We start from the raw sequence: 14,616 nt of genomic DNA, 5'->3' as shown, positions 1-14,616 counted from the left end.
CGTCACGATGGGTTCGTTTATTGACTTTGCGACACAGGATAGTCTCTGGGGAAAAGTCGTCTTTACCCTGTTCGGCATTTTGGTTGGCGGCGTACTCATCGCCGCAATTTGCAAAAATATTTTGCCGACAAATAAACCACTGTCTTTCCCTGCACGTCTGCTCATCTTTGTCGTGCTGATGTTGGCACTTCTGAAATACAACCAGTACGTGATGTCGGCGGTGAATTACCCCGCAGAGCTGATCGGTTTCCTTATCCTGCCCGGTTTCCTGATGGTTTACTTGGGCGTAACCTCTCCCGGCGGCGGGCTGTCGCAGATGGGAGAACTGGGATGCTTCGCTCTGCTCGCCGCACTGCTGGTGCTGGCATCCGCCGTGGTCGGTTTCTTTGCGCCCTATCACCTGGAAAGCGGTGTTCAATTTACAGCCAAGGCAATCGCTGCCGCACTATCCGTCGCAACAGTCCTGTTGGTACGCAGGGGTCTTTCCATATAACTATTTATAATTAATAGCATTTATATCTTATCCGTCGTTTCGATTGGGGGAACGTTAGCGTCCCCTGAACCAAACTTTGGGTGAATATTTTCATCTGATGTGACTTTGCCTGATATCCAATAAAGCGAAAAACGGGATTGTTTTTGTGCGGGGCAACATGTTGCCCCGCAGGTATCTACCGGAAGCCTTGCACACACAATGAAAGTCGTAAAACCTTTGCGTCTGAGCACGCTTCATCGCCCCTACCGTTGGCAGGGGGAAAATTACCTTGGCGTCTCCGTTTTGGCATTAGCCGATATGGGGGCATCCCCACGTCTGCGTCCCGAGCCTGAACTATGGCAGCTCGCCAGCGAAGAGCTGGCACTGAGCGGGGGCGTGCTCGATCTCGCCTTCCCCAAAGCCTGCGCAGAATTTCTTGCCACCGGCTACGCCTATACCCATCATCAAGCTGATAAAACGGCTTGTGCGGTTAAAATCCAACTGGATACGCTGGAGAAAACGCTGGTGGTCTTCGGCGATCGTCACTGGATCAATGACCGCCCCTCATCCCCACTCCCCTTTGATGAAATGCGTCTGGATTGGAGCCGCGCTTTCGGCGGCCCACAATGGGTTGAAAACCCGCACGGCCTTGGCGCTAACCCAGAAACATGTCCACGGGGTTCTCGCTGCCCTCTCCCCAATATCGAACCCCTGCACAATCGACTGAGCTCGCCGCGCCAGACGCCGCTCCCCGTCAGCTTTGACGCGCTGGACATCAATTGGCCGCGCCGCTTCAGTCGCATAGGCAAAAAATATGACGCCAACTGGCTGCAACATGAATTCCCAGGGTTGGCCAGCGATACTGACTGGCGCCTGTTTAATATGGCGGATAACGATCAACAGTGGCCACAGCGCGACGCACTTCCGAGCGGTGCCACCTATCGCATTTGGAACATGCACCCGCAGATCCCCTGTCAACACGGACAGCTACCCGCATGGGTAGCCCGTTGTTTTATCAATCGTCTGCGGCACGGTGAGCCTGAGCTCGAAGAGATCGCCATGCGGCACACGACGGTCTGGTTCTTTCCACATCGCCAACAGATGCTGTTGATTTATCACGGCAGCGCACGCATTGACGAAGACGACGCCGCTGACGTTCTGCACCTTATGCCGGCGTTAGAGCTGTCTGGGGCCACTCGTTCTGCCAATCATTATCGCAAAGTGTTGCGCCAACGCAGCGATACCGAGAAAGGCGGTTTATTCGCTTTTCGCGAGAAAGAACTGGTACCTGAATCAGCTATCGGCCCCTGGCTGGATACGGAGCAATCGACGGAAGAAAGCCCGGCGGTACGCAACCTCACTCGCTATCAGCGACACCTGCAGCAACACTATCGCGATCGCCGGCTCTCGGAAGGCCAGGACATCGATGAAGCGCTTCCCCCTACGGAACGTCCCGCATTGGATGAATTGCCCGACTATGTCGAACGTCTTGAACAAGAAGCCGAGCAAAGACAGCAGGTCCTGTATGACGAACTGCGAGCCCAAGGGGTTGATCCGCAAAGCGTCGCCGAGCCGCCGTTAAGCAGTGGGCATGAAAACTTCCAGCAGATGCGGGATCTGCTTTACCAACACAGCGATCCTGCCGATCGCCGCCGTCTGGAAGAACAGGAACAGGCGCTGTACCAGGCCTACCTGATGACCGCACAATCGCAAGGTCCAGCGCCACGCCTGAGCGGCGACTTAGCAACGATAATACGTAACCGCGCGATGGCCACCCAACGCGGCGATAAAAACTTCAGCGGTATCGATCTGACCGGCGCCGATCTTTCCGGATTGGATCTCACCGGCGCAGACTTCAGCCGTTGTTTGCTGGAAAACGCCAATTTCAGCGGTTGCCGCCTCGATCATGCCAATTTTGAACAGGCGATGTTGGCACGTGCAGACTTCACCGACGCCCGCTTGCAAGGGGTTAACCTCAATTACGCCTCGCTGGCATTGGCCCACTGTGTGAACGCTGACTTTTCTCGCGCAACCCTGGTGGAAACCAATATTCAGGAAACGCTGTTCAGAAACTGCAATTTCACGGGAAGCAGACTGGAGCAGTTGGCGGGATACCGCACCTTTATGACGCAGTGTGATTTCTCTCAGGCCACACTCTCTGTGATCACGATGATGGCTTTAACACTGAGCCAGCTGAAATTTCACCGAGCCAAGCTGGAGAAGGTGACGTTCATTCGCTGCCAACTCGAAGGATTCGACTTCAGCCATGCTCGGCTCGATACCTGTTCGTTGGTCGAAACCCGTGCGGAAGGCTGCTCTTTTCAGGGTGCCAGGCTGCAAACATGCTCTTTTGTCGCACAAAGCGCGATGCCAGGAGCAAACTTCAGCGAAGCGACGCTCAAGCAATGCAATTTGCGTCAGTTACCGCTACATCAGGCCTGTTTCCGTCTTGCACGGATTGATAACAGCGACTTTTCCGAGGCCCAGCTCACCGCCGCCAACCTGCAGAAAGCGAACGGCAATGGCAGCTTGTTCATCCGCTGCGACTTCAGCAACGCCGATCTGTCGAATGCCAGTTTTGTCAGCGCAGTGATGCAAAAAAGCCTGTTCAGCGGTGCCGACTTGCGCGGCGCGAATTTGTTCCGGGCCGACCTGTCGCAGTCGCGGATCGACGGTTCAACAAAAATTGAAGGTGCTTATACCCGGCAAACGAAAACGCTGCCTCGCACCGCTCAGGAGAAAGTATGACGCTTGAAGCAGAAAGCGTTCGGCAGCAAATAGAGCGCGGTGAACCTCTGCAGGAATGTGATATCAGCCATTTGGATCTGCGCGGCTGGGATTTGTCCGGCATGATTTTTTCACGAGTAAACCTGCAAGGCATAGATTTCAGCGGATGCAATCTGCAGGAGGCCACCTTCAGCGAATGCTGTCTGGATCAGTGCTGTTTCGCCCGGCAAACCTTGCACCAGACCACCTTCAATCAATGCGCCCTGGCGGGTGCCAACTTCACGGAATGCCGACTGGAGCAAAGCATTTTCAATGAATGCCGGTTGAACGACGCCAGTTTCAAACAGACCGTGCTCGACCAAACGCAGTTTATGCGCTGCCCGCTCGAACGCAGTGACTTTTGCGCGTCTATTCAGGATCGCGTGACTTTCTACGAAACGGCATTGTTGCAGGTTAATCTGGCTCAAAGTCAGTTGACGCTTGTCACTTTTTTTCGCCTTGACCTACGTACGACTGAATTAAAAAACTGTTTTTTCGACCGCGTCACGTTTTTCGAATGTGACCATCGCGGCAAAAGTTACGCCGGGCAGCGCCTGATCGCCTGCCAGTTTACCGATAACCAATTGGACGACGTCGACTTCAGCCAGGCGACGCTGCGCCAGAGCAATTTCAAGGGCGCTTCGCTGCGGCGTGCCAACCTGACGGGCGTGCAAGCGCAGCAGTCGCTGTGGCTGGAGGCCAATTTGACTCAGGCGCAGTGCCTCAGCGGGCAGTTCGATCAGGCGATCTTCAGCGAAGCGACGCTGGATGCCGCCAACTTCAGCCAGGCGCGCCTGTATCAATGCGTGTTCCAGCGCAGCCGTGCGGCACGCTGTGATTTCAGCGACAGCGACCTGACCTACGCCGATTTCTGTTATGCCGACATCGGCGCCGCCGATTTCCGGCGCGCGCGCTTTATGCGCACCCGCATGCACCGCGCCCACCAGCAGCAAACGCGCTGGGGCGATCGCAGCGGAATTCTCGAGCGCGACGAAGAACTGTACGCCGCCGAAACCTGGAGCGCACAGCGCCAGAGCCGAATCTGAATGCATTGACCACTTCACGAGGGGATCACCATGAGCGTTGCCAACACAACTCGCGCCGTCAACATCGCACCGCCCCAGCAGGCCGCCGGCCAGGTCGTCAACCTGTTGCCGGACGGCAGCCTGGTGGTGGAGTGCGAAGGCCGCGGCTGGCATTGCCGCCGGGCGGCGAGCTGCCTGCTGACGCCGGCCCTCGGCGATAACGTGCTGGTCGCCGGCTGCGGCCACCAGCTGTGGGCGATCGCCGTTCTCGAACGTGCGGAGCCGCAAAGCGCAGCGCGGCTCTGCGTCACAGGCGATCTGCAAATTGAAACGCCGAGCGGTTCACTGTCGCTGCACAGCGCGCAGGCGCTAAAGCTGAGCGGCGACGCCATGACGCTGCAGGCCAACAGCGGCGACTGCCACGTCGACAAGATGAAATACAGCGGCGAGGAACTGTCGGCCTTCGTCAGTATCAGCCGCCTGGTCGGCAAGCGCTGCGAGTCGCTGTGGCATTCGGTCAGCCAGATCAGCCATTCGCTGTTCCGTAAAGTGCGCCAAACCGAGCACGTGCGCGCCGGGCAGCTGGATTATCAGGCGGAAGACTACGCCCGCATTCATGCCCGCAACACGCTCATTACCTCAAAAGACATCACCAAGCTGGATTCGGAACAAATCCACGTCGGATAACCTGCGGAGGCCTTTTATGTTTGCCAACAGCCAAATGATCGGCGTGGACCTGGCGTTTCCCGACGTCTGTCTGACGCCAAGCCCGGCGCCGGTGCCCGTGCCCTACCCGGATATCGCCCTGGCGCCGACCGCCATCCCGAACGCGTTCAACATTCTGTTCGTCGGCACCCCGGCGCACAACATGGCGACGGTGACGCCGCTGACCAACGGCGACAACCCCGGCGTGGCCACCGGCGTCGCTTCCGGGACGGTGATGGGGCCGTCCCGCCACCTGACCGGCGCCTTTACCGTATTGCTCAAAGGCACCCCGGCCACCCGGCTGACCAGCCTCAGCCTGCAGAATTCCACCAACGCGCTCGGCATGCGCATCGTGCCGAGCCAATTAAAAGTGTTGCTGCTTGCGCCCTGATGACGGCGCCTTATTACACAGCCATTCAATCAAGAAAAGAGGACATTGTGAAAACACGGATTACCCTGACGCTGTTGACCGCCCTGACGCTTGCCGGTTGTTCCACCCCGCCGCCACCGCCGCCGGCGCTCAATAACGACGCTATCGTCAGCAGTGAAGTCAACGGCGTCACGCTGCAGCACCGCGCCGCGGTGAGCGCGCCGAAGCAGTTCAAACCGATCGGTGAGGAGTACCGCAGCCTGTACGCCGCCAGCATCATGAGCAGCCCGAATTATACCGGCACCGCCGTCGGCAGCCTGGACAACGCCGCCGCGTTCTACGCGCTGGGCGAAGTGGAAAACAACTGGCTGGCGATCTCCGCCATCCGCGGTGGCGATCTGGTGGGGTATATCCAGGCCAACGCCGGCGTACCGGAAGCGCGCTACAAATCGACGCTGCGCAAAGATCTGCCGCGCCGCGCACGCGCCGCCAAACAGGACTGCGTCAAAGTCGGCGGCGACAGCAAGGCGTGTAAAAACGCCGGTTCAGCTACCTGGATCCTCCAGTAGTCAGCACGCCTGCGGGCGACGAGATTCCCATGATGACGACTCCTATCGCTTCCCGCTGGTGCGGGATGCTGTTTCTGCTGCTGGGCGCGTTGGCGCTCGGCGGCTGCATGTCTTCCGCCAAAAGCGTGCCGTCGCGTTACAGCCTGGTGTTCGATGCCGATCGCCAGGTCAACGCCGCCGCCGGCGCGCAACCGGCGCCGATCAAAATCCGCGTGCTGCTGCTGCGTTCGGATGCGGAATTTATGGATGCCGACTTCTTCAGTCTGCAAAACGACGCCAAAAGCGTGCTCGGCAACAGCCTGCTGGACAGCGATCAGTTCTTCCTGACGCCGGGCCAGACCGGCAAGAAGCTCGGCGGGCAAAGCGCGTTGGATGCGCGCTACATCGGCGTAATCGCCGAGTATCAAAATCTGGACGGCAAGACCTGGCGCATTTCACTGCCGCTGCCGGAACCCACCGAAACCAATTTCTACAAGGTATGGCAATTCTCGCCGGATGAGCTGGAAGCGCATATCGTCGCGGGCGTGAATGGCCTGCGCCCCGTAAAAAAGGTCGACTGACCTACCGCTGCGCTGAAGCGAAGTAACTATAGGTGTGATGATGAAAGATGCTCATAAGGTTGTCTGGACTGAGGGAATGTTTTTGCGCCCTCACCATTTCCAGCAGGCGGAAAACTATCTCGAAGGCTATATGCGCAACTGGGGCCAGGCCCACAGCGGCTGTTTCTGGGGGTTTCTGACCCTGGATCTGGACCAAACGCTGCTGCGCCAGGGCAAGATTGCGCTCAACGCCGCCAGCGGCATCATGCCGGACGGCACGCCGTTTCGCTTCGCCGGCGCCCAGCAGGCACCCGCGCCGCTGACCATCGCCGAAAACAAGACCGGTGAAAACGTGGTGCTGGCCCTGCCGACCTATCGCGCGGGACGTGAAGACGTGATCTTTCAGGAAAGTCCGGAGGCGCTGGCGCGCTATCTGGCTTACGAGAACGAAGTCGACGATCTCAACGCCGTCTCGGTGGGCAGCGCGGCGCTGCAGTTCGGCCGCCTGCGCCTGCGGCTGATGCTGGAGAGCGAACTCAACGCCGAATGGACCGCGCTCGGCGTGACCCGCGTGCTGGAAAAACGCGGCGACAACAGCCTGCGTCTCGATACCGCGCAGATCCCGCCGATGCTGAACTGCCAGGGCAACCCGGTACTGAAAACCTTCATCAACGATCTGCAGGGCCTGCTGCAACAGCGCAGCCAGCAGATGAGCCAGCGCCTGCTGCAGCCGGGCCGCGGCGGCAGTTCCGAAATGGTCGATTTCATGCTGCTGCAGCTGATCAACCGCCATCTTGGTCAGGTGAGCCACGCCTACCACCTCGACCATCTGCACCCGGAGCGTCTGTTCGCCGATTGGCTGCAGTTCGCCACCGAGCTCGCCAGCTTCTCGGCGCAGCGCACCCCGGAAGGGCGCCTGCCGGTGTATGACCACGACAACCTGGCGCTGTGCTTCGGCAAGCTGATGCTGTTGCTGCGTCAGGGGCTGTCGGTGGTGCTGGAAGACAACGCCATTCAGCTGACGCTGGTCGAACGCTCCCACGGGCTGAACGTCGCCACCGTGCAGGACGCCAAAATGATGCGCGATTTCGGCTTCGTGCTGGCGGTGCGCGCCGACGTGGCCGCAGAGGTGTTGCTGACCCATTTCCCGGCGCAGATGAAGATCGCACCGGTCACGCGCATCCGCGATTTGGTGCAGCTGCAGCTGCCGGGCATCGGTTTGCGCACCATGCCCGCCGCGCCGCGCCAGATCCCCTATCACGCCGGCTACACCTACTTCGAGCTGGAAAAAGGCGGCGACCTGTGGAAACAGATGGAAAAATCCAGCGCCTTCGCCCTGCACCTGGCCGGCGAATTCCCGGGGCTGGACATGGAATTTTGGGCGATTCGCAGCCATACGGACCGGTAACCTATGACTCAGGAAAATAGCATGGCACCGGCGGCCAATCCGCTGGTGGACGCCGCCAACCCGCTGCTGAACGCCATTTCGCAGATCCGCCAGTCGGCCACGCACGCCAACCCGGCGCAGCTGCGCCAACAGCTGATCGACGAAATGCGCCGCTTCGAGATCCGCGGCCAACGCGCCAACCTGCCGTACGAAGTGATCATCGGCGCGCGTTATTGCCTGTGCACCGCGCTGGATGAAGCGGCGGCGCTGACCCCGTGGGGCAGCAACAGCGTGTGGTCCGGCAGCGGGCTGCTGGTGACCTTTCATAACGAAACCTGGGGCGGCGAGAAGTTTTTCCAGCTGCTGGCCAAGCTGTCGCAAAGCCCGCGCGAGCACATCAACCTGCTGGAGCTGATCAATTATTGCCTGTTGCTGGGCTTTGAAGGCCGCTACCGGGTGATGGAAAACGGCCGCTCGCAGCTGGAAACCATGAAGCAGCGCCTGCTGCAGCTGATCCGGTCGGTGCGCGGCGGTTATGCCCCGCCGCTGTCGCCTCATGCGCTGGATCTGCCGGTGCAACAGAAGCTGTGGCGCCCGCTGGTGCCGCTGTGGGCCTGCGTGGCGTTGACCGGCTTCCTGGCTTCGCTGCTGTTCATCGCCCTCAACTGGCGGCTGGGCGACAACACCAGCCCGGTGCTGGCGGCGATTTACCAAACCAATCTGCCGCAGGTGGCGATCGGTAACCCGGCACCGGCCGCGCCGCCGACGCTGAGCCTGAAAAGTTTCCTGCGCAAAGAGATCGCCGAAGGGCTGGTGGTGGTGCGCGACGAAGCGCAGCAAAGCGTGGTGATCCTCAAAGGCGACGGGCTGTTCGACTCCGCCGCCACCACGGTGCGCGCCAACTATATTCCGGTCATCGACCGCATCGCCGCCGCCATGAACGGCGTCAGCGGCAAGATCTTGGTCACCGGCTACAGCGACAACGTGCCGATCCGCAGCGCCCGTTTCGCCTCCAACTGGGAGCTGTCGCTGGCGCGCGCCGAAGCGGTCAGCGCCCGCTTGCAAAAGCACCTCACCAACCCGCAGCGGGTCAAGGCCGAGGGCCGCGGCGAAAGCAACCCCGTCGCGCCGAACGATAACAAAGTGAACCGCGCGTTGAACCGCCGGGTAGAAATTACGCTGTTGGTCGCCCCGGAAAATACCCAGGCGGAAATCAACGGCTTGCCGCAAGGAACCGGAAAGTAATGCTCAGTACGTTATTCTCCATCATCACCAGCCGCCTGCTGTGGGGCTTTGTCGGCATCACCGCGCTGGCGTTCATCATCTGGATGATCGGCCCGCTGGTGGCCATCGGCGACTATCGCCCGCTGGAGCCGGAACTCAACCGCCAGATCGCCATCGGCGTTATCTACCTGATCTGGTTCCTGTGCCGCCTGATCCCGCGCCTCTACAGCGCCTGGTTCAACAGTCGCCTGCTGAGCAACCTGCGCGCCGCCGAAGCGGTGCCGGCGGAAGACGGCAAGCCCGAGATCAAACAAGACGATCAGCTGGCTCAGCGCTTCGACGAAGCGGCGCAGCTGCTGAAAAAGGCGCGCTTCGCACCGGGCCAAGGCGACGGCAAACATCGCTGGATGACCCGCTTCAGCCGCCAATATCTGTACCAGTTGCCGTGGTATGTGATCATCGGCGCGCCCGGCGCCGGTAAAACCACCGCGCTGGTCAACTCCGGCCTGCACTTCCCGCTGGCGGATCGCTTCGGCAAATCCGCGCTGCGCGGCGTGGGCGGCACCCGCAACTGCGACTGGTGGTTTACCAACGACGCCGTGCTGCTCGACACCGCCGGCCGCTACACCACGCAGGAAAGCCAGCGCGAAGAAGACGCCGGCGAATGGCAAAGCTTCGTCGCACTATTGAAAAAATACCGTACCCGTCAGCCGATCAACGGCGTGATGGTGACCATCAGCGTCGCCGATCTGCTGAGCGACAGCGCCGAAGCGCGCGCCGCCCAGGCCAGCGCGCTGCGCAAACGCCTGATCGAACTGCACGAGCAGTTGGGCATTCACTTCCCGGTCTACGTGCTGGTGACCAAAACCGACCTGCTCAACGGCTTTATGGCCTACTTCGGCAGCTTCGACAAAGCACAGCGCGACCAGATCTGGGGGTTCACCTTCCCTTACGAGCGCTCGCGGCAGCCGGACTTCAATCTGAACGCCGCTTTCGAACAGCAATACGCCCTGCTGCAACAGCGGCTGGACGCGGCGCTGCCGGATACGCTGCTGATGGAGCACGACGCGCGCCAGCGCGCCGAAAGCTACCTGTTCCCGCAGGAGTTCGCTGCCCTGCGCCCGCTGCTCAGTCAATACTTGGAACAGGTGTTCGCCACCTCCAGTTTTGAAACCCGCTTTACCCCGCGCGGCATCTATTTCACCAGCGGCACGCAGGAAGGCCTGCCGTTCGACCGGGTGATGGGCGAGCTGAACCGTTACCTGCAGCTGCCGACGGCAAACTCAGGGGCGCAGGCCAACGCGGCCTGGGACAGCGTGGGCCAGGAAGCGCCGATCCCGGCGGCCAAAGGCCAAAGCTTCTTCCTGAAAGAGACGCTGGAATCGGTGGTCTTCCAGGAATCCGGGCTGGCGGGCAGCAACCGCTGGTGGGAATACCGCAATCGCGCCCTGCACTGGGCGGGTTACATCGCGCTGGCGGTGATCCTGGCGGTGCTGGCGATGCTCTGGTTCACCAGCTACGGCAACAACAAGGCCTATCTGGCGGAAGTGGCCGCCAAGGTGCCCGGCGTCGAGCGCCAGGGGCAAAACCTGACGCAGTTGGGTAACGGCGACATGTTCTCGCTGCTGCCGTTCCTCAATAGCCTGCTGCACCTGCCGGACAGCCAGAACTTTTCGCTGGACGATCCGCCGTTCACCTACCGCATGGGGCTGTTCCGCGGCGATCAGGTGGGCGACGCCGGCAATGCGCTGTACCAAAAAGCGCTGAAAGAGCTGCTGCTGCCGCAGGTGGCGCAACAGATCGCCACTACGCTGCGCAACGACAACCACGGCGATGCGGACTTCAGCTACGAAGCGCTGAAGGCCTATCAGATGCTGTATCTGCCAAAGCAGTACGACGGCAAATTCCTGCGCGCCTGGGTGATGCTTAACCTGCAGCGCAACCTGCCGCAGGGCAGCACGCAGAAACAGCTGCAGCAGATCGAATGGCACCTGAGCCAACTGCTGGATACGCAGATCCAGGCCTCGCCTTACGCCAAAGACGAACCGCTGGTGGCGCAGGCGCAGGCCGCCATCAATCGGGCGCCGCTGTCGCAGCGCGTCTATGGCCGCCTCAAACGTCTGCTGCTGAAACAGACCGACATCAAGCCGGTCAGCCTGGTCGATTTGGCCGGCCCGCAAACCGAGCTGGCGTTCAGCCGCAAAAGCGGCAAACCGGTCACCGACGGCGTGCCGGGCCTGTTCACCTCACAAGGGTACTGGAAAGCGTTCAGCGACAATATCGACCCGGTGACCGACACGCTGCGCAAGGAAGACGTCTGGGTGTTGAACAGCCAGGCGCCGGAGCAGAAGAGCGCCGATTTGACCAAGACCATCCGCCAGCTGTACATGCAGGACTTCATCAGCGCCTGGGATGCGCTGCTGGGAGATATCCAGCTGGCCAACATCGGCAACCTGACCCAGCGCATCAGCAGCGCGCGGCTACTCTCCGGCAACCCGTCGCCGATGCGTAACCTGCTGGTCAACGTCAGCAAAAACGTCACCCTGCGCGACGAGAAAAGCGACGCCGATTCCCGTTCGCTGCTGGCCAAAACCGAAGACAGGCTGAATCAAAACGCCAACCGCACGCTGGAAGCGCTGTTCACCAACCGGCCGGCCAACGCCGACGGCGATGTGTCGGCCCAGCCGGAACAGCTGGTGATGGCGCACTTCGCGCCGCTGCTGGAGCTGGCGCAAAGCCAGGGCGAAGGCAATAAGGCGATCCCTTTCGACAGCGTGCTGAAGCAGGTCGATGAGCTGTACAGCTATCTGACGGCGGTACAGGGCGCGGCCAACAGCGGCATGTCGGCACCGCCGAGCGACATCATCCCGCGTCTGCAGGCCGAATCCGGCCGCTTGCCGGTGCCGTTCAAACAGATGCTGCTGTCGCTGGCGATCGGCGCCAGCAGCGACACCCAGCGTAAAGAGATGGAGAACGTGAAAAAGCGCATCAGCTTCGAGGTCGGCAGCTTCTGCCGCCAGGCGATCGCCGGCCGTTATCCGCTGGTGGCCCGGGCGCGCCAGGACGTGACGCCGGACGATCTGGCGCGCATGTTCGCGCCGAACAGCGGGCTGATGGACAGTTTCTTCCGCGACAATCTGCAGGGCAAGGTCGACACCACCCGCGCCAACTGGCGCTTTACTCCCGGCGTGGACGGCAAGACGCTGCCCGGCGGCGAAGGCATCCTGCGTTCGTTCCAGCAGGCGCAGCGCATCCGCGACGCCTTCTTCGCCAACGGTACCGCGACGCCCTCGTACCGCGTGACCGTGCGGCCGGTGCGGATGGATAACGACATCCTCAACCTGACGCTGGATATCGACGGCCAACTGTTCAAATACAGCCATGGCCCTCAGGTACCGCTGGTGGTCAGCTGGCCGGGCACCCGCAATACCAACCAGGTGCATTTGCAGCTGGCGCTGGCCAACGGCACCACCGCCAGCCTGGTGACCAGCGGGCCATGGGCGCTGAACCGCCTGGTGGACATGGCGCAATCCTCGGGCACCGGCGGCCTCGGCCGCCAGGCGACGTTCAATCTCGACGGCCATCGCGTCACGCTGGAGTTCACGCCCAACAGCATCCGTAATCCGTTCCAACTGCCGGCCTTCTCGTGCCCGTAGCCCCGAAAGGACATGATCATGAGCACTGATTCAAGCGCCCCGACGAGCCTCGGCTGGTACGGCAAACTTCCTTCCGCCGGCGATTTTCTGCAGCGCCGCCTGCCCGATCCGGTGGTCAACAACTGGGCCCACTGGTTCCATAACGGGCTGGTGAATTTGCAGCGCGATGCGCAGGGGCCAAACGGCCACCCGTTCAGCAACGCACCGGTGTGGAACTTCGTGATCCCCGCCACGCTCGGCAGCCCGTACGTGCAGATGGGCTGCCTGTTGCCGGCGCGCGATCGCGTCGGGCGGCGCTACCCGATCTGCGCGCTGCGCCTGTTCAGCCTGCAAGAATGGCGCCCGCAACAGCTGAACATGGCGGCGAGCTGGTACCAGCAGCTCGGCCATACCCTGCTGAACGGCGTGCGCAACGGCTTCTCCGCCGAACAGATCGACCGCACGCTGCAGGCAATCCCGGCGCTGCCCAGCCCGCCGGCGGAAGCGGATTCCGAGATATTGTCGATTATCGGTTTTCAGCATCCGGACGTGCCGGGTCTCGGCTGGCAACAGGCCGCCGACTGTTTCGATCCGGCGCAGTACACCAGCTTCTGGTGGACCAATCAGGCCGACGGACACCCGCTCTACACCCACGTGCACAGCGGCAACCTCACCGTGCAGCTGTTTTCACTGCTGTTCGAGCCCAACGGCTGGGCACGCCCCGGCCGCGGCGGCCAGTACCCGCAAATGTTTGATTAACATCGTTCGTTGAAGGAAATTCTATGGCTATCGACACCGATACCCTGCTGGCCCCGGTTGACGCGGACAATCCCTGCGGCGACAACCTGGAATACGACGCCGACTTTCTGGCAATGGCGCGCGCCGCCACCGGCAAGGCCGAACAGCAGTTCGGCAGCACCATCATTCCGGAAGAAGCGCCGGATTGGGTGCAGGTCGAACGCCTCGCGACCTCGCTGCTGGCGCGCACCAAAGACCTGCGCGTCATGCTGTATCTCACCCGCGCCTGGACCCAGCTGCGCGGGTTGCCGGGCTACGCCGACGGGCTGACGCTGATCCACCAGTCGATACTCCGTTACTGGGATGCTCTGCAACCGGCATTGGAGTTCGACGGCGAAGCCGACCCGCTGTTTCGCATCAATGCGTTGGCCGACCTCGGCGACAAAGCCGCGCTGGCCGCCAGCGTGCGCACCGCGCCGCTGCTGAAAAGCGCTGCCGGTGAAATCTCGCTGCGCGATGCCGGCGCCCTGCTCGACGGCAGCAAGCAAGAGTGCCCCAACTTTCCCGGCGGCCGCGCACGGTTGCAGGATGAGCTGGCGCAGCAGGGCCGCCCCGAAGGCGCACTGGTGACGCACATCGCCCACACCCTGGGCGCCATCCGCAGTGAAGTGACCCGCCATCTGGGGGAAAGCGCCCTGCCGGAAATGGGCGCGCTGACCAAGGTATTTTCTCTGGTGGCGCTCGCCGGCCAGAGCGATGCCCCGGCCGCCGCCGAACCCGACGCCCCGCCGGAAACCGCCGCCCAGCAACAACCGGCTGCGATGCAAAACGCCACGGCACCGCTGAACTGGCGCAGCGCGCAGATCCAGTCGCGCGACGACGCCCAGCTGATGCTGGACAAGGTGAAAAACTATTTTCGTCTTCATGAGCCGAGCCACCCGGCGCCGCTGATGATCGATCGGGTCCAGCGGCTGATTACGTTGGACTTTATGCAAATCGTCCGCGATTTGGCGCCCGATGGGCTTAACCAACTGGAGACCATTCTCGGTCGCCCCGACCACGAGGAGAACAGCTAGCCGCCGACCTTTGTTCTCTTGACGCATCCGATACCGTCTGCCCCGGCGCAGACCCGAATCAGAACCTGACTCTCCCAGCCGGACGAGGCGCGTTCCCAATCGCCATTAGA

Annotated in this window: 12 protein-coding genes; all 12 read left to right on the top strand. The window is 61.4% G+C overall.

The features are described 5' to 3' along the window. Nucleotides 1-7: 7 nt before the first annotated feature. The 12 genes from EKL15_RS13695 (at nucleotide 8) to tssA (ending at nucleotide 14,506) form a co-directional block, all read left to right on the top strand. The gene (locus EKL15_RS13695) at nucleotides 8-493 is read left to right on the top strand and encodes a hypothetical protein (RefSeq protein ID WP_100395634.1); all 486 of its coding nucleotides are present in this window, start codon (nucleotides 8-10) and stop codon (nucleotides 491-493) included. Nucleotides 494-691: 198 nt separating this feature from the next. Beyond that, nucleotides 692-3,220 carry a DUF2169 domain-containing protein gene (locus EKL15_RS13690; RefSeq protein ID WP_203089805.1) on the top strand — a complete coding sequence of 843 codons (2,529 nt, stop codon included), beginning with the start codon at nucleotides 692-694 and terminating at the stop codon, nucleotides 3,218-3,220. Next, nucleotides 3,217-4,284 carry a pentapeptide repeat-containing protein gene (locus EKL15_RS13685; protein ID WP_060439706.1) on the top strand — a complete coding sequence of 356 codons (1,068 nt, stop codon included), beginning with the start codon at nucleotides 3,217-3,219 and terminating at the stop codon, nucleotides 4,282-4,284. Before EKL15_RS13690 ends, EKL15_RS13685 begins: the two co-directional genes overlap by 4 nt. A gap of 30 nt (nucleotides 4,285-4,314) precedes the next feature. Beyond that, a complete protein-coding gene (locus EKL15_RS13680) occupies nucleotides 4,315-4,950 on the top strand; it encodes a DUF3540 domain-containing protein (RefSeq protein ID WP_060420752.1) in 636 nt (211 codons plus the stop codon). Nucleotides 4,951-4,966: 16 nt separating this feature from the next. Next, nucleotides 4,967-5,359, top strand: a complete 393-nt coding sequence (locus tag EKL15_RS13675; RefSeq protein WP_004934933.1) for a DUF4150 domain-containing protein — start codon at nucleotides 4,967-4,969, stop codon at nucleotides 5,357-5,359. Nucleotides 5,360-5,406: 47 nt separating this feature from the next. Next, complete coding sequence (gene tagV / locus EKL15_RS13670; protein WP_019452982.1) at nucleotides 5,407-5,907, top strand: type VI secretion system accessory protein TagV; 501 nt, start codon at nucleotides 5,407-5,409, stop codon at nucleotides 5,905-5,907. Nucleotides 5,908-5,936: 29 nt separating this feature from the next. Further along, the gene (gene tssJ / locus EKL15_RS13665) at nucleotides 5,937-6,467 is read left to right on the top strand and encodes a type VI secretion system lipoprotein TssJ (protein WP_060439705.1); all 531 of its coding nucleotides are present in this window, start codon (nucleotides 5,937-5,939) and stop codon (nucleotides 6,465-6,467) included. A 40-nt stretch (nucleotides 6,468-6,507) separates the two neighbouring features. Then, complete coding sequence (tssK, locus tag EKL15_RS13660) at nucleotides 6,508-7,854, top strand: type VI secretion system baseplate subunit TssK (protein WP_033638522.1); 1,347 nt, start codon at nucleotides 6,508-6,510, stop codon at nucleotides 7,852-7,854. 21 nt (nucleotides 7,855-7,875) lie between these two features. Further along, nucleotides 7,876-9,078 (top strand): DotU family type VI secretion system protein, encoded by a 1,203-nt coding sequence (locus EKL15_RS13655; RefSeq protein ID WP_077791459.1) that lies wholly within the window; start codon nucleotides 7,876-7,878, stop codon nucleotides 9,076-9,078. Continuing rightward, nucleotides 9,078-12,713, top strand: coding sequence for a type VI secretion system membrane subunit TssM (gene tssM / locus EKL15_RS13650; protein ID WP_197785812.1), 3,636 nt, complete (start codon nucleotides 9,078-9,080; stop codon nucleotides 12,711-12,713). Before EKL15_RS13655 ends, tssM begins: the two co-directional genes overlap by 1 nt. Nucleotides 12,714-12,731: 18 nt before the next feature. Continuing rightward, on the top strand, nucleotides 12,732-13,451 hold the full coding sequence (tagF, locus tag EKL15_RS13645) for a type VI secretion system-associated protein TagF (RefSeq protein ID WP_038876781.1): 720 nt from the start codon (nucleotides 12,732-12,734) through the stop codon (nucleotides 13,449-13,451). A gap of 23 nt (nucleotides 13,452-13,474) precedes the next feature. Then, nucleotides 13,475-14,506, top strand: a complete 1,032-nt coding sequence (gene tssA, locus EKL15_RS13640; RefSeq protein WP_060420740.1) for a type VI secretion system protein TssA — start codon at nucleotides 13,475-13,477, stop codon at nucleotides 14,504-14,506. Nucleotides 14,507-14,616: the final 110 nt, after the last annotated feature.

It is taken from the genome of Serratia sp. 4542 (assembly GCF_016805595.1).
Classification (GTDB): Bacteria; Pseudomonadota; Gammaproteobacteria; order Enterobacterales; family Enterobacteriaceae; genus Serratia; species Serratia nevei.
Note: the sequence above shows the minus strand (reverse complement) of the source record. Positions and strands in the feature narration are given on the sequence as shown.